23 protein-coding genes and 1 pseudogene are annotated in these 23,725 nt (G+C 68.6%); 10 read left to right on the top strand and 14 right to left on the bottom strand.

Annotation, left to right across the window (positions count from 1 at the left end):
- Positions 1-27: 27 nt before the first annotated feature.
- Together AKI01S_RS33810 and AKI01S_RS33805 are read right to left on the bottom strand one after the other, a co-directional pair.
- Positions 28-699 carry a GntR family transcriptional regulator gene (locus tag AKI01S_RS33810; RefSeq protein WP_067826952.1) on the bottom strand — a complete coding sequence of 224 codons (672 nt, stop codon included), beginning with the start codon at positions 697-699 and terminating at the stop codon, positions 28-30.
- Between the two features lie 42 nt (positions 700-741).
- On the bottom strand, positions 742-1,272 hold the full coding sequence (locus AKI01S_RS33805) for a GntR family transcriptional regulator (RefSeq protein ID WP_245681889.1): 531 nt from the start codon (positions 1,270-1,272) through the stop codon (positions 742-744).
- A 93-nt stretch (positions 1,273-1,365) separates the two neighbouring features.
- Between AKI01S_RS33805 and AKI01S_RS33800 the strand changes: the two genes are divergently transcribed.
- Positions 1,366-1,797, top strand: coding sequence for a hypothetical protein (locus tag AKI01S_RS33800; protein WP_157420340.1), 432 nt, complete (start codon positions 1,366-1,368; stop codon positions 1,795-1,797).
- A 610-nt stretch (positions 1,798-2,407) separates the two neighbouring features.
- On the opposite strand, the pseudogene AKI01S_RS53795 reads toward AKI01S_RS33800, so the two are convergent.
- Positions 2,408-2,722: pseudogene (locus AKI01S_RS53795) on the bottom strand (IS110 family transposase); the annotation flags it as partial.
- 216 nt (positions 2,723-2,938) lie between these two features.
- Here AKI01S_RS53795 and AKI01S_RS51100 point away from each other — a divergent pair.
- The gene (locus AKI01S_RS51100) at positions 2,939-4,015 is read left to right on the top strand and encodes a hypothetical protein (protein WP_157420339.1); all 1,077 of its coding nucleotides are present in this window, start codon (positions 2,939-2,941) and stop codon (positions 4,013-4,015) included.
- An 850-nt stretch (positions 4,016-4,865) separates the two neighbouring features.
- Here the strand turns inward: AKI01S_RS51100 and AKI01S_RS51095 are convergent.
- The 3 genes from AKI01S_RS51095 to AKI01S_RS33780 all read right to left on the bottom strand — a co-directional run bounded on the left by AKI01S_RS51095 (position 4,866) and on the right by AKI01S_RS33780 (position 7,831).
- Entirely contained in the window at positions 4,866-5,369 is a 504-nt protein-coding gene (locus tag AKI01S_RS51095) for a hypothetical protein (RefSeq protein ID WP_157420338.1), read from the bottom strand.
- Positions 5,370-5,695: 326 nt separating this feature from the next.
- Positions 5,696-6,211: an ATP-binding protein gene (locus AKI01S_RS33785; protein ID WP_169814060.1), complete on the bottom strand. Its 516-nt coding sequence runs from the start codon at positions 6,209-6,211 to the stop codon at positions 5,696-5,698.
- 153 nt (positions 6,212-6,364) lie between these two features.
- Entirely contained in the window at positions 6,365-7,831 is a 1,467-nt protein-coding gene (locus tag AKI01S_RS33780) for an MFS transporter (RefSeq protein WP_067826935.1), read from the bottom strand.
- Positions 7,832-7,946: 115 nt separating this feature from the next.
- Here AKI01S_RS33780 and AKI01S_RS33775 point away from each other — a divergent pair, with 115 nt between their 5' ends.
- Positions 7,947-8,552, top strand: coding sequence for a TetR/AcrR family transcriptional regulator (locus tag AKI01S_RS33775; protein WP_067826934.1), 606 nt, complete (start codon positions 7,947-7,949; stop codon positions 8,550-8,552).
- Between the two features lie 561 nt (positions 8,553-9,113).
- Here AKI01S_RS33775 and AKI01S_RS33765 read toward each other — a convergent pair.
- Positions 9,114-9,866, bottom strand: coding sequence for a class I SAM-dependent methyltransferase (locus tag AKI01S_RS33765; protein ID WP_084000514.1), 753 nt, complete (start codon positions 9,864-9,866; stop codon positions 9,114-9,116).
- A gap of 79 nt (positions 9,867-9,945) precedes the next feature.
- Here AKI01S_RS33765 and AKI01S_RS33760 point away from each other — a divergent pair, with 79 nt between their 5' ends.
- Together AKI01S_RS33760 and AKI01S_RS33755 are read left to right on the top strand one after the other, a co-directional pair.
- Positions 9,946-10,644 carry an ArsR/SmtB family transcription factor gene (locus AKI01S_RS33760; RefSeq protein ID WP_067827013.1) on the top strand — a complete coding sequence of 233 codons (699 nt, stop codon included), beginning with the start codon at positions 9,946-9,948 and terminating at the stop codon, positions 10,642-10,644.
- Positions 10,641-11,882 (top strand): cysteine desulfurase family protein, encoded by a 1,242-nt coding sequence (locus AKI01S_RS33755; protein ID WP_067826928.1) that lies wholly within the window; start codon positions 10,641-10,643, stop codon positions 11,880-11,882. The genes AKI01S_RS33760 and AKI01S_RS33755 overlap by 4 nt, the downstream gene beginning before the upstream one ends.
- Positions 11,883-11,905: 23 nt before the next feature.
- Here AKI01S_RS33755 and AKI01S_RS33750 read toward each other — a convergent pair whose 3' ends face one another.
- The gene (locus AKI01S_RS33750; RefSeq protein ID WP_218009921.1) at positions 11,906-12,382 is read right to left on the bottom strand and encodes a MarR family winged helix-turn-helix transcriptional regulator; all 477 of its coding nucleotides are present in this window, start codon (positions 12,380-12,382) and stop codon (positions 11,906-11,908) included.
- Positions 12,383-12,495: 113 nt separating this feature from the next.
- On the opposite strand from AKI01S_RS33750, the gene AKI01S_RS33745 reads away from it, so the two are divergent.
- From AKI01S_RS33745 to AKI01S_RS33730, 4 genes are all read left to right on the top strand, one after another.
- Positions 12,496-13,050 carry a class I SAM-dependent methyltransferase gene (locus AKI01S_RS33745; protein WP_067826925.1) on the top strand — a complete coding sequence of 185 codons (555 nt, stop codon included), beginning with the start codon at positions 12,496-12,498 and terminating at the stop codon, positions 13,048-13,050.
- Entirely contained in the window at positions 13,011-13,277 is a 267-nt protein-coding gene (locus AKI01S_RS52975; protein WP_067826922.1) for a hypothetical protein, read from the top strand. The genes AKI01S_RS33745 and AKI01S_RS52975 overlap by 40 nt, the downstream gene beginning before the upstream one ends.
- Positions 13,274-13,618: a thioredoxin family protein gene (locus tag AKI01S_RS33735; RefSeq protein WP_067826919.1), complete on the top strand. Its 345-nt coding sequence runs from the start codon at positions 13,274-13,276 to the stop codon at positions 13,616-13,618. The genes AKI01S_RS52975 and AKI01S_RS33735 overlap by 4 nt, the downstream gene beginning before the upstream one ends.
- Before the next feature lie 1,091 nt (positions 13,619-14,709).
- Positions 14,710-15,066: a hypothetical protein gene (locus AKI01S_RS33730; RefSeq protein WP_067826916.1), complete on the top strand. Its 357-nt coding sequence runs from the start codon at positions 14,710-14,712 to the stop codon at positions 15,064-15,066.
- 989 nt (positions 15,067-16,055) lie between these two features.
- Here AKI01S_RS33730 and AKI01S_RS33725 read toward each other — a convergent pair.
- On the bottom strand, positions 16,056-18,443 hold the full coding sequence (locus AKI01S_RS33725) for a tetratricopeptide repeat protein (RefSeq protein WP_157420337.1): 2,388 nt from the start codon (positions 18,441-18,443) through the stop codon (positions 16,056-16,058).
- A 1,045-nt stretch (positions 18,444-19,488) separates the two neighbouring features.
- On the opposite strand from AKI01S_RS33725, the gene AKI01S_RS33720 reads away from it, so the two are divergent.
- Entirely contained in the window at positions 19,489-20,076 is a 588-nt protein-coding gene (locus AKI01S_RS33720) for a hypothetical protein (protein ID WP_067826910.1), read from the top strand.
- A 97-nt stretch (positions 20,077-20,173) separates the two neighbouring features.
- Here AKI01S_RS33720 and AKI01S_RS33715 read toward each other — a convergent pair whose 3' ends face one another.
- The 5 genes from AKI01S_RS33715 to AKI01S_RS33695 all read right to left on the bottom strand — a co-directional run bounded on the left by AKI01S_RS33715 (position 20,174) and on the right by AKI01S_RS33695 (position 23,418).
- The gene (locus AKI01S_RS33715; protein WP_067827006.1) at positions 20,174-20,692 is read right to left on the bottom strand and encodes an Imm21 family immunity protein; all 519 of its coding nucleotides are present in this window, start codon (positions 20,690-20,692) and stop codon (positions 20,174-20,176) included.
- Between the two features lie 619 nt (positions 20,693-21,311).
- Complete coding sequence (locus AKI01S_RS33710) at positions 21,312-21,911, bottom strand: hypothetical protein (protein ID WP_067826907.1); 600 nt, start codon at positions 21,909-21,911, stop codon at positions 21,312-21,314.
- Complete coding sequence (locus tag AKI01S_RS33705) at positions 21,908-22,498, bottom strand: hypothetical protein (RefSeq protein WP_067826904.1); 591 nt, start codon at positions 22,496-22,498, stop codon at positions 21,908-21,910. The genes AKI01S_RS33710 and AKI01S_RS33705 overlap by 4 nt, the downstream gene beginning before the upstream one ends.
- A gap of 159 nt (positions 22,499-22,657) precedes the next feature.
- Positions 22,658-23,098: a hypothetical protein gene (locus AKI01S_RS33700; protein ID WP_157420336.1), complete on the bottom strand. Its 441-nt coding sequence runs from the start codon at positions 23,096-23,098 to the stop codon at positions 22,658-22,660.
- A gap of 44 nt (positions 23,099-23,142) precedes the next feature.
- Positions 23,143-23,418: a hypothetical protein gene (locus AKI01S_RS33695; protein WP_067826898.1), complete on the bottom strand. Its 276-nt coding sequence runs from the start codon at positions 23,416-23,418 to the stop codon at positions 23,143-23,145.
- Between the last annotated feature and the right edge of the window lie 307 nt (positions 23,419-23,725).

The raw sequence follows: 23,725 nt of genomic DNA, 5'->3' as shown, positions 1-23,725 counted from the left end.
GGGCGATCGGGACCGTTGGCGAAGCAGTCAGACAGACGACCGGTATTGCAGCTCGTACAGATGAGAGCCCTTGACCAGCACCGACACCTCGACGGGGCGGTCTCCGTCGGAGTAGACAGTTCGGAACTGCCGAATCACTGGGACGTTCGGAAGCGACAACAGTTCAGCCTCTTCGACCGTCGGCATCCTTGCCGACACCGCATCGACGTAGTAGTGCTGCGGGTATCCCGCTTCGGCCAGGACGCGCGGGGCGCCGCCTCGAATCCTGCGAGGCTCGGCCAGTTCGGTACCGCGAGCCAGACCCAACGGGTAGTACGACCAATCGACCTCGACCGGACGCCCGCCATGCCTCAGCAGCCGCTTACGCATCTGCACTTGCTCGGCCGCTTCCAGCCCGAACGCCTTGACGACCTCAGCCGGCGGTGTCACTTCCGCGACTTCGAGCAGCTCATAGGAGTAGCCGCCCGGCTCCGGCTCGAAGTAGGTTCCGACCTCGACCCGGAACGGTTGGCGATCACGGACGAACACGCCCTTGCCCTGGCGACTGGTGAGGTAGCCCTCGCCCTTGAGCGTCGCCAGCGCCTTTTGAACCGTGGTGTTGGCGACTCCGAACTCCTCGACGAGGCGCGCCGTCGACGGAAGTTGGGTCCCTGGTTCAAGGTCGCCTGCCATGATCCGGGCTCGCAGGTCCGCCGCCATCTGCTCATAGGGCGGACGTTCGTCAGCTCGTCGCGTCACCGATCAGCCTGCAATCAACCGGTAGCGCAGGCGACGACCCTCGGGGACCATCACCATCACCGACGCCTCGAACGGCTTCTCATCCGCGGTCAAGCACGTCCGCCGTAGAACGATCACCGGCGCCCCTGCTGACAGTCTCAACTCTGCGGCCTCCTGCGGTGTCGCAGCACGAACCTCGATCTCTTCTCGCGATTCGTGTACCTCGTAGCCGAGGTCGGCAAGCAGCGTCACGGCGCCACCCTTGATCTTTCCCGCTTCGGCGAGCGCTGTGCCGGCCGCGATGTCGGTCGGGTACCACGAGTCAGTCAGTTCGACCGGCCGATCATCGAGCAACATCGTGCGTCGCCGGACCACCGCCGGCGCTCCTTCCGGCAACTCCAGCGCCCTCGCCACCTCGACAGGTGGCGTCTCCGTGACCACCTCGCGGATCTTCTGAGTGCCGGTTCGTCCTTCCTGCGCCGCTTCCTGTGACCAGGGGTCGACTTCACCCTCTCGTCGAGGGGACAGGTACGGCAGTGACGTTGCGATCCACACAGCGCGCTCCTCACTGGTTGGCATGCTTCTCGCGAAAACCATTATGGATGCGCCTAGGGCGTCTCATCACGGCGAGGGCTGCTCCGCCCGAGGATGCTGAACCGGGTAGGGCTTGCTGTTGATGCATGGCCCCGGCCTGAGGACCGTGAGCACGCTGCGCTGCTGGCCGGGCTGTTCTACGGCCACGAACTGAACGGCGTGCGGCACGGCTACGATCCGTTCGGCCGCCTGATCGTGCACAGCCCCACCGCCGACGCGTTCGCTGTGGCCTGGCCCGCCGACCCCACCACGCCCGCGGTGGCCGACCTGGCACTCGCGGCCTACCGGTTCGCACAGGTGGACGACGGCCGGGTGGACCTGGTCCCGCTCACCACCACGCGGGCGGCCGACAAGGCTGAGGATTCCGGCATCGGGGACCCCGCCCTGACGCAGGTGCTCCGGCGCCTGCCCGCCGACCACCGGCCGCCCCCGGATCTGGCTGCCTATGACCGGCTGCTGGCCCAGCCCGATGACCAGCAGGAGTAAGAAGTCCAAGTGTCGCGGCCGCGCACGTGACGGTCCCGGCCAGCCCGACGTCGGCATGCGGATCGGGACTGGATCTGCCCGGCCAGGAGTAGGCAGCGTCAGCCTTGCCTGATCGTGGCGAGCGCCGTCTGTATCTCGGGCGGCCCCCACTGGGCCTGACGGTCAGCTCATGATCGGCTTCGGTGCGGTACTAGTGGCGCTCGATGCGCTTTGTGCTTGTAGTTGTCGTTGTTGGTGTCGTTCGTCGTGTTGGTGCGCTGGTGTTTTGTCGCTATGTGAAATCGGTTCTGAGGCTGGTGTGGCCTCCGGGATCCTGGATGCTGGTGGGTTTCCTTAACGACGCCACCAGGCCCGCGCGGCCTCTCGGGGGTACAGGGTGACCGGCCGCGCGGGTCATGATCGGCCCGTGCCGACGCGGGGCCGCCACCGCGCTGCGAGGTTCCACCCACAGGCGCCGGTCGCGGCCCCGTGGCGCGTTCGTCTACGTCTACGTCTTTTGTGTACGCGCCGCCCTACATGCAGGCGCGCGGGGGCGTAGACAAAGACATAGACAACCGTCGTGTTCGGCCGACGCGGCTGTCGCCTCTAGACATCCGATCTGCCTAAGGTGTCAAGCTGCGGCCGCCAGTCGTGGTCCGAAGGCGATCGTTTCGTCGTAGAGCTGGCTGGTCTGGAGGCAGTGGAACAGGCAGCCGAGCATGCGGTTGAAGGTGTTGCGCAAAGCGCTGGAGTGGCGGTCCCCGACGGTGCGGCGGTGGTTGTAGTGTGCGCGGGCGCCGGGTGTTCTCAGCGAGGCGAAGGCTCAGATATAGCCAGCAGCGGCCAGGCGTTGGTTCTTCACTTTGTGGTGGTGGACGACCAGGCTCCTGCCGGAGGCGCGGGTGATAGGCGCTGCCCCAGCGTAGGCCTTGAGCGCGCGGGCGTCTCATACAGCATCCGTCACAGGAGCTTCTCACGCAGGGAGGCGTCACGACGGGAACGGTGCAGCACCTGCTCGGCGTAAGGGGAACCTGCGGTTCGGCGGATACGTCGAAGGGAGCGTCCAGCAGCAGCGGACCGGCGTACACTCTGATGCATCCGACTAATGCATGCGAGGTTCCTTTCTGTGTTCCGGCGTAATGACGCAATTCAGAATCGGATCGTGGCACGCAGGATGCAACGCTTCTTCAAAACACTTACTCACGAGCAGCGCGCAGACCCGCGTACAGTAGCCATCGCCTATGGTCAACACTTGTGGAGTCAGTGGCGCACAGGCATCGCCGACGAAAAGAGGCTATCCAGGTCCCGCTTTTATGTTGGCCTGGCGCTCGAGAACTCCAGCATTGGGGAAGTCACCAAGCGCAGTGCTCTCGTCGCCGACACTTTGCTGCTATCCCATGGCTGCAGCGGAATATACACCGAGCTGGGCAGGATATCAGACGGCAATTTTCGGGGTGACATGGCTAACGCGGCGTGTGCGTATGCGGGAGGGATGGCCATGCCACCCTATCCCGGCCAAGAAGGACCGGTGGATGAATTTTATGGAATGCATTGCCCGGACCTCGACTTGCTTGGACGATGGGTCCTGGACTGCGAACCGCTGCTTCGAGCCGGCCTCGCCTGGTATCTGCCCGGTTACTCGTCTAGGAAAACGGCGTCCTCCGAGAGTGGGGCGACACCGGACGAAAATCCTCAGGCGATCAGGTCGATCGACCTTTTGATCAGAGACGGTCGAGCTGTCGACGCCTCGGGAGTACATCCAGTAAAAAGCAAGATCGTACGGCCGGTGCTCGAGATAGATCTCCCCTTTCTTGAGAACGTTGACCTGAAAAATTTCAGTCGAATTACCGTGGAAGAATTCCAATCATACGTGGGGTTCCGGGATTTTCTCCGGATGAGCTTTCTTGGCATGGATGACGCGTTGAACGCCGTCCAGTCGGAACGTGAACTCGTGCGGATTGGGCTGGATATCGCTGATCAGGTACGCGCGACCAGGGCAGAGATGGCCAAGGTGAACCGAAAGCGAGCAGTGGCCGTCACCGGAGCTGCCGTTGGTTCGGCTACTGCAGTTTTGACGGCTGTTTATGGTCCGGCCCTTGCTGCGGTTGTGACGGCAGTCGGAGCAGCTGGCGGCTGGCTCCCGGCACTCCAGGCCATGGCCGAAAACAGCAAGCTCTCCATTCGGGAAGATAAATGGTACTACGTGTGGATGCTCTCAAAAGAGAGCACATCGCCATGAAAGGAGAGCTCAAATACTGACATTCGGCCCAGATGGACGTTCGCGCTTATCAGGCGGCGCGATTCAGGTCTCGAATTGTGCTTCGGTGAGGGTCAGGCCGGGCGCGATCGCAACGGTCGGGGAGGCCATGGTCAGGGCCTTCCCATGATTCTTTAAAGAGGGCCCTCTACGCTCACCCAGGTGAGACCAGCCACCGTGATCCAGGAATTCATCGATCTACCTGGTAGAACGCCTCCGGTTCCATCCGGTCAAGACTGGCGGGATGGCCGACAACGCGGCCATGGATTGACCGGGACGGGTCAGCGGCTGTTTCGCGAAGGGCGCGGTCATCGGTGACGGATCCCCTCGCGGCTCCACCGTGATCTGGGTGATGGTCACGACCGTCACCTGCCGAACGGTGATGTTCGTGTCCATCGGCTTGATGTGGGACTGCCCGGACATGGCCGTGGCCGACCGCTGGTCCGCGGGCAGGTCGCACGGACATGAGGTGCGCCGCAGCGGTTCGTTCCGTTGCCGATTTGGGTTCGACCTCCGGTTCGACACCACTGTCGCAGCCGTGCCCAGCAGGGGGGTCAGAAACTGCAGTGCCGTCTGTACTGTCTCCAACAGACCAGGATCCATCGGCCATCACGTCCTCTCTGGGGTCGACGCGTGTGACGTCTGGTAGAAGAGAGGAGCGCCCCCAGCGTTACCTCTGGTCCGAAAGAATCTTCACGTGGACTTTGCGACCCGCCCTGGCGTGAACGAGCGGCGGGTCAGGCTGGAGTGCACACCGCCGGGTGGTCTCGCATCCAGGCGTAGACGGCCTGGTGCAGGATCCCGTCCCACAGCGGGCGGTCATAGCGGCTGGTCATGGTCCCGGCGTGGCCGAGCAGGCGCCCGACGCGGGCTTCGTCGACGCCGGCGGCGGTGGCGATCCCGGCGCGCAGCGAGTGTGCGGCCAGCTGCTGCACGACCTCGGGCGGCTGCCCGGCGTCGGTGGCCGCGGCCTTGACGATCTCGGCGACGTAGCGGGCGCTGAGGGCGGTGGCGCGGGGGAGGGAATCTGCACCCGCACCCGGAACCGGTAGACGTCGGTCTCGTTGATCCGGACGCGCTCGTCCTTGGCGTTCAGGATTTCAGCGGTGCACTTGACCGCGCGGACGCGGTCGACCCGGCTGGTGGTGATCGCATCGTTCACCGAGCCGACCTGGATGGCCATCCAGCCGAAGCCCGCGCCGGCTGCCAGGGCGAGCAGGCTGCCGAGGACGGCTAGGTAATCGCGTTCACGAGCTCCTGCCACAAAGCCGAACAGCCCCAGATCGCCGGCCGCAAGCCCAGCGCCGCCCAAGACGACGATCATCATCGTGAACACGAGGTCACCCTAGCTCGACCCGCGCCTGCCCAGATCAGGCTTGATCTGACTGCGCCGGGGGGCATGACGACATGCGACGGTCATCGAGGTCCCACGTTCCCGAATCAGTCGGACGGTCATCTTGCGGGCAGTGGAACACGAGGTGATTTAGCTGTATGGGTTTCGTTGCATGCATTGCCGCTATGAACGCGAAGCCGAGCTCTTCCTGGCTTTCGGCCTCGCCTTCCCCCCGACCTGTCACGGCCAAGACACCAAGTGAGTCACGGTCTTGGTCGCCCGGCATGATCAGAAGGTTCCCAGGCGCGTGGTGAGGGCGTTGTTGGTCTTCAGGGCAGGAATTTGCGCAGCACGGCGATGGTGCCGCCTTGTGTGGGGGAATGGTGATGGACCTCGTCCATGCATCGCCGCATCATGAACAGTCCCCGGCCTCCGGGTTCGAACCGGCGGCTGGGCGCCATGGGGTCAGGGCTGGAAGCCGGGTCGAAACCGGAGCCCTGGTCGGTCACGGTCACCGTCAAGACGCCGTGGTCGGCCCGATGGAACTCCACGAGGGGAGAGGCGGTGCCGCCGTGTTCGATGGCGTTGGCGATCGCCTCCCAGGTGGCGATGAGGACCGGGTCCAGCAGCGCGGCGGGAAGTGACCAGGCGTCCAGGAGCGAAGCGATGGCGGATCGCAGCTGCTCGGAATCACCGAATCGGCCACTCACCCGAGCACGCCCATCGAACTCCGGCGATGGAGGCATCAAGACCGGCCTGTCCACCAGGAGCTGACGGAAAGCGTGGTTGCTGGCATCACGCGGTGGGGGTATTGGGCAGGTATGGTCATCGATGGCTCCGGGCATGTGGCGACGCAACGCCGACCCGACTTCCCGGCACACCAGTCCGTGAGCGGCACCGCCGCTCATAGGCGCATATGGACATTCAAGCGCATTGAGCCCTGCTCAGGGGAACCGGGCCATGGGTCTCTCGCCGGGCACCACGCGGGCTCAACCCGATCAGGACACCGCCGTCGACTCCTGACCCACCTCGGGTTCGAGGGCGTCGCGGCGGGCCGGAAGCGCCAACGCCAGCACCGCCACCGCCGCCAGCACGGTGGCGGTGAGTGCGAACGCCTGCCCGTACCCGGCCACCAGGGTCTGCTCTGCTCCCTGCCCGGTCGGGGTCGAGCCGCTGGTGGCGGCGACCAGCGCGGCCAGGCCCAGTGCGCCGCCGACCTGTTTGGCGGTGTTCATCAGCCCCGAGGCCGCCCCCGCGTCGGCGGCGTCCACCCCGGAGACCACGGTGCTGGTGAGCGGGGTGTTGAACAGGCCGCCGCCCACCGACATCAGCACCGCGGGTCCCAGCACGCCCGACCAGTAGGTGTCGGCGGTGGTGATCTGGCTCTGCCAGGCGAATCCGGCTGCCGCCACCAGCACTCCGCCCGCGATCAGCGCGCGGGCGCTGATCCTGCGCATCAGCCAGGGGGTGACGCGCAGCCCGACCAGCAGCATCAGCACGGTGTGGGGAAGAAACCCCAGGCCGGTCTGCAATGCGTTCAGGTGCAGCACGTTCTGCATGTACAGGGTCAGGAAGTACCACATCGGCACCTGGAAGGCGGCCCCGGCCAGCAGCATCACCGCGTTCCCCAGCCAGACGTCCCGCACCCGCAACAGCCCCGGCGGCAGCAGCGGGAAGCGCGCCCACCGCGCCTCCACCGCCAGGAAGCCTGACAACGTCGCCAGCCCCGCCCCCAACGCCGCGATCCCCGCGGCTCCGAGCCCGTTGTGGGAGGTGGACAGCGCGTAGGTCACCGCCCCCAGGCCCAGCGTGGCCAGCAGCGCGCCCGGCACGTCCAGACCGCGCGACGGCCGGTCCGGTGGCGCGGCGGTGAGCCAGCGCAGCGCAGCGACCAGGGCCAGCGCGCCGATCGGGACGTTGATGAGCAGGATCGCGCGCCAGGACAGGTACTGGGTGAGCGCGCCGCCCACCAGGTTGCCCGCCGCGCCGCCGGTCAGGCTGACCGCCGTCCAGATCGCCAGCGCCCGGGTCCGGCGGGGCCCTTCGGGGAAGGTGGCCGTCAGCACCGTCAAGGTCACCGGTGCTAGCACCGCCGCGCCCAGGCCCTGGAAGGCCCGCGCGCCGACGAGCGTGCCGGGCGTGGCCGCCAGCCCGCCGACCAGGCTCGCCAATGTGAACAACCCCAGCCCGGCCACCAGCACGCGCCGGTGCCCGTACAGGTCGGCCAACCGGCCGCCCAACAGCAGGAACCCGCCGAACACCAGCGCATACGCGGTCGCCACCCACGGCAGACCCGCCGAGGTGAATCCCAGCGCGTGCTGAATGGCGGGCAGCGCCACGTTCACCACCGATACGTCCAGCACGACCATGAACTGCGCCGCGCACACCAGCGCCAGCACCACCCCCGCCACCGAGGTCCCGCCCGCGCCCCCGTCGTGGCGGGTGCTCGTCTTGTCGTCGGTCATGCCCGCCCCTCCCACAAAGCAATGCGGTCACATTGCTTTGCTAGGGTTTGACGGTAGGCGATCCCCCGGATCTAGGTCAATCCGATGGGGGCGCATCGACAAGCGGGGAGGGCCGGTGGAGCGACGCACCCGAGGGCCGGGGGCCCACCACGACCGGCGCGCCGCCGAGATCGCCGAGGCGGTGCTGGCGATGGTCGCCGACGAAGGCCTGGCTGCGGTCTCCCAGAGCCGGGTGGCCGCCCGCGCGGGCGTGTCGGCCGGACGCGTCCAGCACTACTTCCCCACCAAACAGCGGCTCCTGCAGGCTGCCTTCGAGCACGCCAACGCGCTGTCGGCCGCCCGCATCACCGCCAGGACCGGCGACGTTGCCACCTCCCGCCAGGTGCTGACCGTGGTCCTCACCGAACTGATCCCCCACGACCCCGACACCCACGTGCACATGCGGGTGCGCCAGGCCTTCACCGCCCTGGCCCTGACCGACCCGGCCATCGCCACCCGGCTGCACGCCGACTACACCCGCCTGCACCAGCAACTCGCCGACCTGCTGGCCCATGACGGCGTCTCCGACCCGCTCCCCACCGCGATCGCCCTGGCCGCCCTGGCCGAAGGGCTGGCCTACTACGTGCTCACCGACCTGTGCTCGGCCCAGACCGCACGCGACCGCATCCTGACCGCAGTCGACGACGCCTATGGCCACCAGGCCACTGGTTCGCAGCAGTGAAGGCCCTGGCTGTTGCGCCCTCAGGATCGGGCGACGCGCCTGACCCGGCGGCTGGCGATGTAGCGCAACGAGGTCCGCGCCTCCTTCAAGATGCGCGAGCTGCTCAACGCCCCGGGCCCCCCACCAAACAGCAAACGTTGCAGGAGCTCACCACGCTGCTGGCCACCACGCTGGGGATCTCCGAGGCTGAGGCCGAGCAGAGGACGCTGAGGCCGAGCAGAGGTTGAAGCAGACCCCGGCCTCCTACCGGGACATGGTCCGTGACGCCGCGATCGAGGCCCAGATCCCGGCCGATACGGCCGAGCTGGTCTGGAGCGCCGGCAGCGCGCTGGCCCACGGCGACACCCACGGCACCTTGAGCGTGCTGGACAAGGAGGTATCGGCCCGGGAGGTCGGCCAAGGGACACGACCTCGCGCTGGCCCGCGTCACCGGATCGGTGAGCGGCCTGTACTGGACCATGGTGGCCGCCACCTCGCTCCTGGACACCGGCTATGACCTGTACGCCCGGCGCGCCCAAGCGCCTTTCGGTGACTAGCGGCGCAGGTGAGGCTCGGGAGGGTTCAGGCGCGGCGGGCGGCGATCCAGGTGAAGGGCTGCTCCGCACCGGCCGGGGTGTGGTGGCGGTCGGTGTGTGACAGCAACGGGGTGAAGTCGGCACCGAGTTCGGCGGCCAGCTGGTCGGCGTCGTAGCGGGCGACGGGCAGTCCGGAGCAGTGGGTGGGGCCGTCGGGTGCGAAGGTGCCCAGCACCACAACGCCACCGGGTTCCAGGGCGCGGTGCAGGGCGGCCAGGTAGGCGGCACGGTCTTCTGGGTTGGTGAGGAAGTGGAACACCGCCCGGTCGTGCCACAGGCGCCAGGTGCGGTCGGGTCGCCAGGCCAGCAGGTCGGCGTGCACCCAGTGAATCTTGTCGGCGCCGGGTTGGTGTTCGGCGGCGGCACGGGCCTGCTGGAGCGCGTGTTCGGAGACGTCCAGCACGGTCACGTCGTCAAAGCCCGTCTCGATCAGCCGGGCGGCCAGCGGGGAGGCGCCGCCGCCCACGTCGATAACCGAGCCGCGGCCTTGGGCATCGTGCGCGCGGATGAGGTCCAGGGAGGGTTGGGGTTCGGGCTGGAACCAGCTGACCTGTGCGGGACCGCGATCGCGGTAGACGTCTTCCCAATGCCCATGGGCAGAGCCGCCCAGGTTCGCCGCCGGGGCCGCGTCCGGCGGCGCGTTGTCGATGCCGATGCCGGTGTCGAAGTCGATGCCGGTGTCGAAGTCGATGCCGGTGTCGAAGTCGATGCCGGTGTCGAAGGTGAGCTGGTCGTCCATGCCGGGTCTCCCGGATCCTCGCCGAAGGGGCATCCCCCGATTAGCCTTACAATATTCCAAAGAATATTGGAGGTTGCTGGTGGGAGGCCCGGACCGGAACACGGCGTCGCCGAAGACGCGGGTGTACGAGGAGTTCGCGAAGATCGGCAAGGCGCTGGCCAACCCGGCCCGCCTAGAGCTGCTGGACCTGCTGGCCCAGGGCGAGCGCAGCGTGGAGGAGCTGGCGCAGGCGGCCGCGATGAAGGTCAGCAACACCTCCGCCCAGCTCAAGACGTTGGCGGCGGCCGGTCTGGTGACCGCCCGCCGCCAGGGAGCCAAGGTGTTCTACCGGCTGACCGACGACCAGGTGGTCGCACTGGTGGACCAGATGCAGGGGTTCGCCGCCGCGCGGTCGGCCGGGGCCAACCGCGCCGCCCGCGACTACCTGGGCGACGTCCAGGCGCTGGAACCGGTCTCGATGCAGGAGTTGGCGCGGCGGATCGAGACCGGGCAGGTGGTGGTGCTGGATGTGCGGCCGCCGGCCGAGTTCGCCGCCGGGCATCTGCCCGGCGCCCTCAATCTGCCGCCCGGGCAGCTGGCCGACCGGCTGGCCGAGCTGGCCGACCGGGTGCCGCCCGGCGCCGGCATCGTCGCTTACTGCCGGGGTCGCTACTGCGTGCTGGCCCCGCAGGCGGTGCGGGTGCTGCGCGAGCACGGCTACAGCGCCTTTCCGTTGGACGGCGGGCTGCCCCAGTGGCGGCTGGCCGGCCTGCCCGTCGTCTCCGGGAGTCCCGCATGACCGCCGGGCCGCTCGACCACAGCGACGCCCCGGTCCCGCCCGGGCTGCGCCAGGGGCCGATCCTGCTGGACTACAACGCCACCACCCCGGTCGATCCGCGTGTGGTCGAGGCGATGCTGCCCTACCTGACCACCCACTTCGGCAACCCCTCCAGCGGACACCCCTACGCCGACCAGCCCCGCACTGCCTTGGGTCGTGCCCGCGCGCAGGTCGCTGCCCTGATCGGCGCCGAGCCGGCCGACGTCGTGTTCACTGGCAGCGGGTCTGAGGCCGACGCCCTGGCGATCGCCGGAGTGGTGCTGGCCCACCCTGATCCGGGCCGGGCCGAGGTGATCACCCAGCCCACCGAGCACCCGGCGGTGCTGGAGATCTGCCACGCCCTGCACCGCCGCCACGGCACCCAGATCACCCACCTGCCCGTGGACGCCCACGGCCTGGTGGACCCGGGCGACCTGGCTGCGGCGATCAGCCCGCGCACCGTCCTGGTGTCGATCATGGCGGCCAACAACGAGACCGGCGTGCTCCAGCCCCTCGACCAACTGGCCCGCATCACCCGCACCCACGGCGTCCCGCTGCACACCGACGCTGCCCAAGCCGCAGGGAAGATCCCCCTCGACGTGACCGGGCTGGGCGTGGACCTGCTGAGCCTGGCCGGGCACAAGCTGTATGCCCCCAAGGGCATCGGCGCCCTGTACCTCCGGCCCGGTCTGCGGCTGGAGCCGCTGGTGCCCGGCGGCGGGCAGGAACGCGGCCTGCGCGCGGGCACCGAGAACGTCGCCTTGGCCGTGGCCCTGGGCACGGCGGCCGAACTGGCCGCCCAGGAGATCACCGATGGCGGGCCCGGCCGACTGCGGCACCTGCGCGACCGCCTCCACCAGCGCCTGGCCGAACGCCTGCCCGGCCGCGTTCACCTCAACGGCCACCCCGAGCGGCGGCTGCCGGGCACCCTCAACCTGGGCATCACCGGCGCACGCGGCACCGACCTTGTGGCCGCCGTCCCCGGCGTCGCCGCCTCCACCGGCTCGGCCTGCCACTCCGGCGTCGTGCAGCCCTCGCCGGTGCTGGCGGCGATGTATGAGGGCCGCCACGACCGCACCGACCGCGCGACCTCGGCGCTGCGGCTCAGCCTGGGCCGCTGGACCACCGCCGCCGACGTCGACCGGGCCGCCGAGCTGCTGGCCACCGCCGCCCGCACCCATGCCACCGGCACCGCCGCGCCCCGCAGTCCCGGTTCCTGATCGGCCGCCGGTCCGGCCAGGGTTCAGCACTCGTGCCGGGTGATCTGCTCCAGCAGGTGGTCCACGACGGTGACGAACCCGGCCAGGTCCCGCTCCTCCACGCCCGCGAACAGCCAGGCGGCTCCCTGGTCGTATTCGTCTCCCAGTGCCTCCACGGTGGCGCGGCCCTGGTCGGTGAGGTCCACCAGGACCGCGCGCCGGTCGTGGGGGTGCGGGGCCCGGGCCACGAACCCGTCGGCTTCCAGCGCGTCCACCAGCCCGGTCACGTTGCGCGGGCTGACCTCGATCGCGGCCGCCAGAGCCCGCTGGGGCATCGGCCCACCCCGGCGCAGATTCCACAGCACCGTCGCCCGCGCCCGCGACAGCCCGCGCTCGGTCAGCCCGGCCTCCATGAACTGGTGCGTCACCACCGCCAGCGAGAACAGCTTCTCCAGCGCATGCCCCGACCCGCGCGAACCCTGCTCGGCAGGCGCAGCGGATGTAGTCGACGCGGCAGGCACAGAGATACCCTCAGATTCGGAACCTGCATCATTGTGTAGTAACTTCACTATGTCGTAGCCTCCCGAATTGAGGGTAGTGCCCAACCCGGGCCCGCCGACAGGAGGCGTCGCCGATGAATCCCCACAGCACCCCAGCCCAACAGCCCGACCAGCCGACCGACCGGCCGAAGGAGCGGCAGCGGGACCGGTGGCGCGGGCATCCGTTGTTCGCGCGCATGTACGCCCGCACCGCCCCCGCCATGGAGCGCGGCGGGGTCAACGAGCACCGCCGGGCGCTGCTGGCAGGCGTGTCCGGACGGGTGTTGGAGGTCGGCGCTGGGACCGGCGCCAACTTCGCCCACTACCCGCCCCAGGTCACCGGCGTGGTCGCGGTCGAGCCCGAGCCCTACCTGCGTCGCCTGGCCTCCGACGCCGCGGCCGCCGTCCCGGTGCCGGTCACCGTCACCGACGGCCGCGCCGAACACCTGCCCGCAGGCGACCACACCTTCGACGCGGTCGTGGTGTGCTTGATGCTGTGCTCGGTCCCCGACCGCGAGGCGGCCCTGGCCGAGATGTTCCGGGTCCTCAAGCCCGGCGGGCAACTGCACGTCTTCGAGCACGTCCGCGCCGAGTCCCCGCGCTGCGCCGGGTGCAACGGGCCCTGGACGCCACCGTCTGGCCGCTGCTGAACGGCGGCTGCCACCTGGCCACCGACACCACCGCCGCGATCGAGCGTGCCGGGTTCACCGACCTGGATCTGCGGCGGGTCGACTGGCCCCAGACCCGCCCCCCGTTCCCCTCGGCCCCGCACATCCTGGGCACCGCCACCCGCCCCCACACCCCTGCCGACCTCGCCGCCCGCCCAACCGCCCACCCTGCCGCCCGTGCGGAGACCGATCGACAAGGACAGCCATGACCGTCAACACCACCCTGCCCGCGCTGGGCACCGCCGACTTCGACCGGCGCCTGATCGCCACGCGCCAACCGCTGCTGGTGGAGTTCTGGGCCACCGGCTGTGGACCCTGCCAGGCGCTGATGCCGATCCTGGCCGACCTGGCCGCCGACCATGCCGGGCTGTTGCGCGTGGCGACGGTCAAGCTCGATGACGCCCCCGAACTGGCCCGCCGCTACCAGATCATGGCCCTGCCCACCCTGATCCTGTTCACCGACGGCTGCGAGACCAGGCGCATCACCACCGCAACCACCAAAGCCGCACTGGTCGACCAACTCGCCGACACCTTGCATCAGCCGCACTGAAGTCCGGGATCGGCCGCAGGCGGCCCAGAAGCCTTCTGCCTGGTCTGGGACGCCACCTCACATGATGCCGATGACCAGGTTCTGCCGGGCGGCCTCGACGACCTCCTTGGTGACCATGGTGAGCTGGTTGATCCGCAAGATGCGGTCGATCTAGCCGACCAGGCGGCTGGTCAGGCGGAAGTTCCCGCTGGTGATCCGGGTGATCGCCGTGACCGCCTCGGTGGTGGCGAAATCGCTAGGTTGTGTCGTCAAAGTTCATAGCCACAACAGCACGGCGGCCAGGGTGATGGCGGCCTGGTAGGACTCGGCGGTCTTGCTCATAGCGGGTGGCGATGCCACGCCAGTACGTGAGCTGGTTGAAACAGCACTCCACCACGTTGCGGCGTTTGCAGACCTGGGCCAGCACGCCGACGCCTTGTTCACCTCGGCGCGCGCGAGGATCGTCAGCTCACGCGATCGGTAGCCAGCCGCACGGGTCCTCGCCCCTGGCCGGGATGGGTCTGCAGGTGCTGGCATGGGCGGCCTCGGCCACCTCCCGTTCGTCCTCGGCCAGCCAGTGGAGATGGGGACGTGGGGTCAAGCACCGGGGATGGCAGCCGACGGGAATGCCGACCTCTGGCGCGGCGCTCAAGATGCGCGCTTGCTCATCGTCGGGCGCTGGCTGCGCGGCCTGCGCCCCAGGTTGCCGAACCACTCATCACCGCCAGGATCCCACCGCGCTGGTCGTGCTGAGGCCGGGTTGCCAAACGCGCAGGTGCGCTCCAGGGGTATCCGGCGTGGCCGACCAAAGCAGTGGATGACCTCGCCGACGCCGGGGACGCCAGCGCATTGGGGGAGCTGGTGCGGCTGTATCGCCGGGCGGGCGACCAGGAAGGGGCTGAACGCCTGCGTCAGCTCGGATTGGAGGCCCGAGGGAAGGTCGAAGACCCGTGGGGCGAGTAGGCAGATGAGTTCGCATTGTTGTGCGCCCTTGGGCACCGAGGACGCCTTGCTGAGCTGCGCGGATGGCCCGCTGGGAACGAGCCACACCCGCCCGAGATAGGTGCAGTACGGCTCGGGTGGGTGTCGGTGCGGTGTGAGAGCCTCCGGGCATGAGTTATGACCTGGCTGTCTGGGAGGGCGATAGACCAGCCGATGACAAGTCCGCCGGCTTGGTTTTCAGCACCCTGTATGACCGCTACATCGACGGCGAGACGCAAGAACCTCCGTCCGAGCGCATCGCGGCTTACGTGGCCGCGCTGCTTGAGCGGTGGTGTGACCTCACCGAGGATGAGGAGGACACCTCGCCTTGGTCGACCGGCCCACTGATCGACGAGGCCTGTGGGCCGCTGATCTACTTTCCCTTGCGGTGGAGCATGGCCGAGGAGGCGTCGGCATACGCGGCAGCGGTGGCCGAATCCATGGGGCTGGTCTGTTTCGATGTGCAGCAGGACCGGCTCAGGCCCTGAGCAGCCAGGCCAGTCGGCGATAGCCGATGAGGACTGCGGCTATGCAGGCGAAGGCGAGGAAGTGTTGGGCCTTGCGTTTGTGGAGGCGTCCTTACCGCTGCGTCGGCTGAGGTCACGCGAACGGAATCACGGTCACGCCAGGTCAAACGGGCTGCCAAAGACCTCGCCCAACGTCTTGGGCGCCACTCGTTGACCGGCCAACGGCCAGGCTGGCCGTACAGGTCGTCGCGGATGTCGTAGACGTAGCCGTCCAGCAGGATCCACCGCACCAGCTCACCGTCGGCTCCCTGCAAGGACGGACCGACACCGTCCAGGCCGGGAGCCCAGGTCGGCACTGCGGGTTCGGGGGTGTTGTCGAACCGGGCCGGGCTGGTGACCAGCACGGCCTCGGGCTGGGGTGGCTGCGCCAGAGCCTCGGGATTCTGCAGGAGCATGAAGAGGGGAAGGTTGTCAGGCAGGCAGCGCGCCCACGCACCGCCCAACTCGGGGACCTGCCGGACCAGGTAGCGGACGCCCGGAGTCCACAATGTGTCGATGGGCTCCCCGAGGGGCGACTCCACCTGGATGCCCCGTGCCTTCCCTGCGGAGGTGAGGTCCAGGAAGCCGATCAGCCACGCGCCATAGGAGTTGTGCTCGGCCGCCTGCATCATTCCTCCCGCCGTCACCTCCTCCATTGTGGCGCAGCCGACCACACCCAGCCGGGCGGCGCCGAAGATTCCCGAAGTCCGAAGTTGGCCGCACGCAGCAGGCGGTCGACGTCCCGAACACCAACTCCCGGGCCAACCCGACACGACAAATACCGAGGCAGAAAGTACGCCCCTCAGCCAGTCACGTCCTACGTTCTTCAGCGGGGCATCGCGGGCCATCCGGGCCGTTCCCAAGAAGCGCGGCACCACAGACAAGCGGCGATGGGTCTGGATCGGTTGTGGTCCCACCGGCCCGGTGCCGGTTCGTCCTTGTGGTATGCCACCTTGTCTGGTCGCGCTGGATCAGCGAGACCGCCGAGCCCAGCGTGTGAGTCGACGGAAGCGCGCCTTCCTCCTCCAATAGGCGAGGTTGCTTCGGGTGGTCAGGGTGTCGGGGTGGTCAGGCCCCAGAACCCGCTCGTGGATCGGCAGTAGCTCGGCGAACAGGTCGCGGGCCGTCACCGGATCACCCGCCCACCCGGTCCAGCGGGCCAGGTTGGTGCGGGTGGTCAGGGTGTCGGGGTGGTCAGGCCCCTGGACTCGTTCGCGGATCGGCAGTAGCTCGGCGAGCAGGTCACGGGCCGTCACCGGATCACCCGCCCACCCGGTCCAGTAGGCGAGTTTTTGGCGGGTGGTCAGGGTGTCGGGGTGGTCAGGCCCCAGAACCCGCTCGTGGATCGGCAGTAGCTCGGCGAACAGGTCGCGGGCCGTCACCGGATCACCCGCCCACCCGGTCCAGCGGGCCAGGTTGGTGCGGGTGGTCAGGGTGTCGGGGTGGTCAGGCCCCTGGACTCGTTCGCGGATTGGCAGTAGCTCGGCGAGCAGGTCACGGGCCGTCGCCGGATCACCGGCCCGCCCGGTCCAGTAGGCGATGCTGTTGCGGATGGTCAGGGTGTCGGGGTGGTCAGGCCCCTGGACTCGTTCGCGGATTGGCAGTAGCTCGGCGTTCAGGTCGCGGGCCGCAACCGGATCACCCGCCCACCCGGTCCAGTAGGCGAGTTTATGGCGGGCGGCCAGGGTGTCGGGGTGGTCGGGGCCGTGGATGTTGTGTAGGGCGGTGGTGCGGGCGCGTTGGAGGTCGCGGCCGGTGCGGTAGTCGCCGCTGACGTCCAGGTAGTCCAGGACGGTTGCCATGGCGGGCGAGTGGGGTGCCAGCAGGTGGGTGGCGTGCGGGAGGAGTTCGGCGAAAGCGGGCCAGGAGGTGATCGTTTCGGGGTTGTTGGGTAGCGCATGGACGAGGAGTTTGGTGGCGGTGGCCTGGTCATCGGCCTTATCGGCTTGGTTCAGCTGGGCTTGGGTGACGGCTTGAACCAGGCGGTGCACGCTGACGTGGCGGCGGCCAGGGTCCTGGTCAATCATGCTGTAGGTGAGTAGGGCGGCCAGTGCCTGCTCGACCTGGGTCTGGTCGGTGACGGTGGAGTCGTGGTCGGGCAGCCGGTACAGGACGTGGACGGGCAGAGCGTCGGGGGCGAAGCAGGCCATCAGCCGCAGCACCCGCGGCGCGACCGGATGGTCCTGGCCGATGCGGGCCATGGTCACCTCCCAGGTGGCGGCGACGACCTGCTCGTCGCTGCGCGCCGACCGGTTCGCCGAGGAGTGACCGGCCGGGCCGGTAGGGGTGGCGGCCAGGGCCCAGCGGGGGGACTCGCGTAGCCGGCGCAGGTACTCGGTGGCGGTCATGCCAGGGGTAGCAGCGATGTAGGCGGCGGCTTGCCGCAACGCCAACGGCAGCCCGCCCAGCTCCCCGGCCAGCTCGTGCAACGCCCTGCCCTCTCGCCCATCCCGGTCATGGTGGTCCTCGGCTGGGGTCGTGCCGGGATGGGTAAGGGCACGGGTGAGCAGTTCGGCGGCGTCAGCGTCGCTCAGCACCGGCAGCCGCAGCACGGTGCCACCGATCTCGCTCCAGCTTGCAGCGCGGCGGCTGGTGATGAGGATATGGCCAGTACTCAGCCGCCCCAGGTAAGGCTGGAGATCGTCGGGATGTTCGGCGTTGTCGAACACCAGCAGCCATCGGTCGTGGGCGGCCAGCCAGGCCAACGCCCAAGCCGCCGCCTCCGGAGCAGGAGCCTGGGCGGCGGCCGCCGAGGAGACCGGCGCAGCCAGGGCTCGACCCAAGCCGGCCAGGCCGGCCTGAATGTCCTCGCTGGTCTCGGCCAGCAACCACCACACCAGGTCGTAGTCGCCGCGCCGAGCGTGGGCGTAGTGCAAAGCCAACTCGCTCTTGCCCACTCCACCCAGCCCGACCACCGCTTGTGTGATCACTCCCGCCTGGCCGTGCTTCAACGTGCGGCCCACGGCCATCAGTGCGTCGTCGCGGCCGACGAACACCTGGGCCGGCCGCCGTGGCAGGCCCACCAGCCCGGCTCCGTCGACCTGGGTCACCGGCGGCAACAGCCCCGATGCCGAGAGGACGTCCCCGAACGTCTGGTGCAACGTCACATTCTGGGCCTGCACCAGCTGCGACGCAGTACCCCCCGAGAACACATTCCGCGTTCCTGCTGAACCTTCTGGTGGCTGACGTGCGGGGATACGAGCACCGGCAGCCTTGTGGGTGACCACGGCGGCGACCACGGCCAGGACCAGCGCGATGCCCAGCCACCACCAAGCCCACTGGCCGTTGTTGAGGACCTGGTTGATCGCCACGCCGACCGCCACCACCAGCACGGCCGAAATCCCATCCAGCAACCACACCCAACGTGCCCCACCACCCGGACCAGCAACTCGCCCCGCAGGGCCGCGCGAGCCGGGCGCTGCTGGTGTTTCCGGCTCGTCAGACTGAACACGCGGGGCTGGGAGGTCCACTCTGCGACTCTACGAACAGCAATCCGACCACTACCACTCAACCGCACAACGGCGCCCACCCACGGCCGCCATCGGCCACCACCCCAGCGGCGCCACCTCGATGGGGGCCTCATGATCGCTCCGCGTGGTTCCCTCTGATCTCCGCACTGCGCGAGCTGGTGGAGGTCCCCGCCCGGGCCTGTCGAATCGTTTTTCGTTACAAGCTCGGTTTTTCGTTACGCGCTCGCTGTAGGCTCGTTTTCGTTACCGGATGTGTAACGAAAACGAGGGTGTGATGACGGCTGGCCCGACCGGTGCTGAGTGCGCGTGGTGCGCTGGGCCCGTGGAGCCCAAGGGACGTGGTCGCCCCGGGCGGTACTGCTCCACACGCTGCCGGGTCGCCGCGCACCGCGCCGCCCGCCGCAAGAGTGGGAACAGCGGTGAGAACGACGAGGCGGCGTTGATGCGCCAGGAGGCCGAGCGACTCGCCAAAGAGCTGAACCAGGTCACTGGCCGTCTGGTCGCTGCGGTGGCGACCGCCGCGCCGGACCTGGACGCCGAGGCCGCTGCCCACCATCTGGTGGATCGCCTGGCCGCACTGGCCTGCGAGACCGCCCGCACCGCTACGCCGGCCCCGCCCACCGGTAACGAAAGCGGTAACGAAACAGAAGGGGACCTGGTGTCTGGTGCCGCCGTGCGGAACGCCACGCCGCAGCAGCTGCAGGCTGTCGATGACGGACGGGCCGTGCCGACTGCTCTGGCGGTGCCGAACGGGTCCACCGCGATGCGCCCCGCAGCCTCTGGCCCTGAGCGTGAGACTCCGGCGGGGCACGACGACCGTCGACCTGAGCCCCCGTCCCCCGTCCATCCAGCCACTGCCTCGACGTCGTCGACGCCGGTCTCGCCGTCGTCGCTGCGGCACAAGAAGGTGCCGGGGCTGGGCGGGGAGTGGACGATGACCCAGGCCGATCCCGACGTGGAGGCCTACGTCCTGTGGTGGAAGAAGACCACGCAGGTGGGGCGGGTCGCCAGGGAGTGGTCCAGACGGCACGACCGCGCCGTCTGGCAGGCCCAGCACACGCCCGCCGAGGGGAAGCAGCGGTCGCGACAGCGGCTGGTCTTTGCCGGCTATAAGAACGACGGGTTCGCCTCGCGTGCGGCGGCGCTGCGGGCGCTGGCGGCCGAGGCGGTGCACCGCCGCCGCCAAGCCACTATCCACCGCGACGAGCCGATCGAGGGGCTGCCGGCGGGGTGGCGGCTGGTGCAGTCCCAGGCTGAGGCCGACGAGGGCCGGTGGCGGGTGGTGGCCCCGGGCGGCCAGGTCGCCGGGACGCTGCGGCGCACCACCTACGGCGGGCGCCGCGAATGGCAGGCCCGTTCCGGCGACCCCGACAGCGACCGGATCGGCGTCGAGTTGCCGCCGATGCCGACCAGTTCCTATCGGGGCGTCGACGAGCAGGCGTGGCGCACCCGGATGCCCGCCGCCCGCGCCATCGCCGCCTACCACGACCTTGACCTGGACACCCCCGACCTGGACGTCTGATTCCACGGGTTGGCGACCGCCCCAGGCGAGAGCCAGTGCGGCCACCGCCGGCCTGGGGCGCCCTGCCGTGTTCGACCGGGTCGCGTTTGAGAGGTTCTTAGTCTGCGAGGAGCTCGAGCTGCACCAGCCCGACCATGGTGTCGGTATCGGGCTCGACCGAGGAGTGACGCACCCGGTAGGTGCCTGGCAGAAGGTCGACCGCCAGATGGTTGCCTGGCTGATGGACGCTCAGGTCGGCGCCTGGCCAGGCCGAGTCGAAAAGGAGAGCAGGCCCAGGGACGGTCCACCGGACCTCGCACTGCCAGATGGCCATGTCCAGGGCTCGATCGATAGAGCCGAGAAGCCAGGCCTCGGATTCTGCGCCTTGCCATCGCACGAACAGCTGACGTTCGGGCAAGTAGGTGGTCATGTCCGGCATGTCGCCAAGGACGAGGGCTTGTGTGCCCTCAACATCCACGATGCCCAGGTGGTCGTCGACTTCGCAGGCGCGCTCGTAGTCGCCCCATCCGGTGGGTTCATCGACATCTGGATCGCCCGGGGTCGAGTCCCATGTCTCAACGACAGCTTGCGGCACTACAACCAAGGGCCCTCCTCCGGATTGGACCCACAGCTGCATCCTTGGAACGATCGACACAGCAAAGACGATAGCCAGGGCACGTCAGCAGCTCGTCGGATAGCCCACGGGCTCCCCTCGACGGTAGTGCCGCCCTACAGAGCGGTGGTTTGGCAGCCCCTGCTCGCCATCTTCATCGCCGACGCAGCCATCGTGGACGAGTCGGCCCCTGAGCAGGATCGCTACAGCGACTGGTAGTAGAGGTCATGACCTGAGGCGATGCTGTCTGGCGGCTTGCGGGCAAGTGGAGCAGCGCCGGCTCACTGCGCATGAGCCTAGGACGGCGCATGCGCTTCGGAGGATGGCTGTGCGGCTGGTCCGGTTCTTGGGGTCGGTCCGACGGATTCGGCGCTGCGTTGAACAGGGATGGTGAGGGCTTCGGTGAGGGCGGGGAAGCTGGCGTCGCAGCCGCGCAGGAAGGCGCTGAGGAGCGGGAACTTCAGTGACCCGGCCATGCGCAGCAGGTCGTCCCAGCAGCGGCCCCGCGTGCGGGAACGCCGTGGTGGTCGCCGTCGGCGAGTTGACCCGCACCAGCGTGATCTTCCCCAGGTCGCGGATCGGTGGGGTGAGCGCCTTGCCGACCAGGTCAAACAGCCCGAAGGTCGGGCCGTTTGCAGGTTGGTCACAGGCTCCGGCAGATGAGCTCGCGGACGATGTGGGGCTTGGGTTCCTCGTTGTCGTCGAGGTCTTCGTCATCCAGCAGTCCGGGCAGCGTTGGCAAGCAGTGCGGATAGGTGATCGGGGTGGTCAGCCAGCCGCACAGGAACTGTGTCATGGGGACGTGGTCGATGATGCCGTCGGGGAGCTGCCGACCGAAGACAGCTGTCGGCCACTGATGCGGTGCGCCCTGGGTGAGCCAGCCGAATACATTGCCGTCCACGTCCCCGCCCCATGACAGGAAGCCTCCGGGTTCGGGCCAGGCGGGCATCGGGTGAAGGTCGCAGGACATCTTGCGCCACTGCCGGTAGCGGTCTCCTTGTTCGCATATCAGCTGCGCGTAGCTCTTCCCGAACGCTTGAAGATCCTGCCGGGAGTCGCCGACGAACAGGAAACCGTTCCCAAACGAGCTGGCGCCATACAGCTCGACGAACGCCACGAAATCCGGGGGGAGTTGGGTACCGAGCTCGGCGAACACCTGGTCCCAGGGTTGCGTGCCGAAGGTGGGGCGGGGCGGAGGGGACACCCGCGCCCGGAATCTGTCCAGGTAGGGAAACTCGGTCATACCAGGAACTGCTCGGTCCAGCTGCCGCACCGCGCGAGACTTGCCGGGATCAGGGGACTGTCTGCTTGGCCTGTGGCCACATCGCTCAGCAGTTGTGTGGTGGTGCCCAGGTACTCCCACGCCATGTCGCTGTCGACAATGACGACCGTCCAGCTGTCGGGATGTCCTCGGGTGTGCCAACACCACGTGCCCCTCTCCTCGGCACTGCCCCACGCCATCAACCCTTCCGGCTCGGGGTAGGCGGGATAGGGCAGAGTGTTTTGCGGAAGGGGGCGCACGTGAGTTCGGCCCGTCGCCGGGTCGTGGATGTGCAGCTCCCTGACCTGGCGATCGGTGACGAATCGGCTCTGCAACGCCCACTGCTGAAGAGTGGAGAGGTTGTCGACGTCGTGGTCGGGTGGTGGGACCGAGGGGTGGGCGATCAACAGCCAGTCGCCCAACTTCAGCATCGGGTAGGTCTCGGCCAGTTCCATGTAGTCCGCCGGCAGACCAGTGCCCAGCGACCCGGCGATCAGATCCCAGTCGGGCGGCACCGGGGGCGCCAGGGGAGGGCCGATGAAGTCCAGGAGAGGCTGGGGCAACGCCATGATTGATCTTTGCGTTCACCCCGCAAAGAAGGCAACCCTGCTTCGAGGCGTCTTCGGGTCAGGCGGCTGCGGAGACCACGCAGGCGGAAACCGTCACTCGGACGCCGGGACGACGCGGATTTGACCTGGGAAAATTCCGGCACGCAAACCGATGAGAACTCACGTGATGGTGGTGCTGTGCCCGCAGGGCAGGCACACCAGCGCGCCCTCAACGACATAAGCCTGGCTCACCGCCGCGCTGCAGCAGGGCGCCGGCGGTAGGGGCTCGCCCCATTTGCGGGTGCCGCCGCGGCCCCACTGGTAGGCGGCCGCGGTCTCGGCGCTGCAGGTGCGGCGCCACTGGTCGGGCGGCAGGTGGGAGAGTCGCTGTCGGATGGTGGCGGGGTCGTAGGCATACAGGCCCCAGGGGCCGCTGCGTCCGGGGATGGTGGGGTGGTGGATCCAGGCGAGCCACCCGCCGGGGGCGGGCCGCCAGTGGTCGATCAGGGCGGGCCGCCATGCTCCCGCCAGGCGGATCCAGATGGCCGGGTTCTGGACGGGATGCCGGGTGGCGCCGTGGACGGCGAGCGGGGTCTCGATGGCGTCTCGACCTGCATCCATGCCTGCGTCCATGACGCCATGATCGAACATTTGTTCGCTCGGCGCTACCCGGCGGCGACCATATTGATCGTCACCGGCATCCTGAGATCGTGTCCGATCAGCAGATCAAGGACGCTGTGGCACGACTGCAACGGCTGCCGCGGCGGCACCCGTACGTCGAGCTCCACCTGCGACTGCCAGATCCGCACGACGATGGCTTGTTCGCGGAGCCAGTCTCGGTAGCCGGGATCGAGTTGGGGTGCCAGGTGTTCAAAGCCGGCGAGTGCTGGGGATGCGCCGGTGAGACGAGCTTGGTGGGCGGCGCGGGCGGCGCGCAGCATCGGCTCGTCTGGGGCGTGGCGCAGTCCTGCTTCAGGGCCCCGGACTCCTATAAGCCACGGCGAGCCGCCACAACAGTCCGTGATCACACGTGTCAGTGTCCGAAGCCGTCCTCACTGGCGGGCCCGAACCCCCTCCTAGCCATGCATGCCTTGCTTGTCGGGGACGGACGGCATACTCGCCGCGTGACGATCAAGGATTTGCCCGATCCGCGTGTGCTGCTGGCCCAGACCGACTGGAACACGCTGGGGGCCGATTGGGCTCAGGTGGTGGCGGAGTGCCCGGGCGGGCCGGTGTCGCTCACCCCGA

It is taken from the genome of Actinomadura kijaniata NBRC 14229, from assembly GCF_001552175.1.
Taxonomy (GTDB): Bacteria; Actinomycetota; Actinomycetes; order Streptosporangiales; family Streptosporangiaceae; genus Spirillospora; species Spirillospora kijaniata.
The sequence above is the reverse complement of the archived record's forward strand: the minus strand, read 5'-3'. Positions and strand labels throughout refer to the sequence as shown.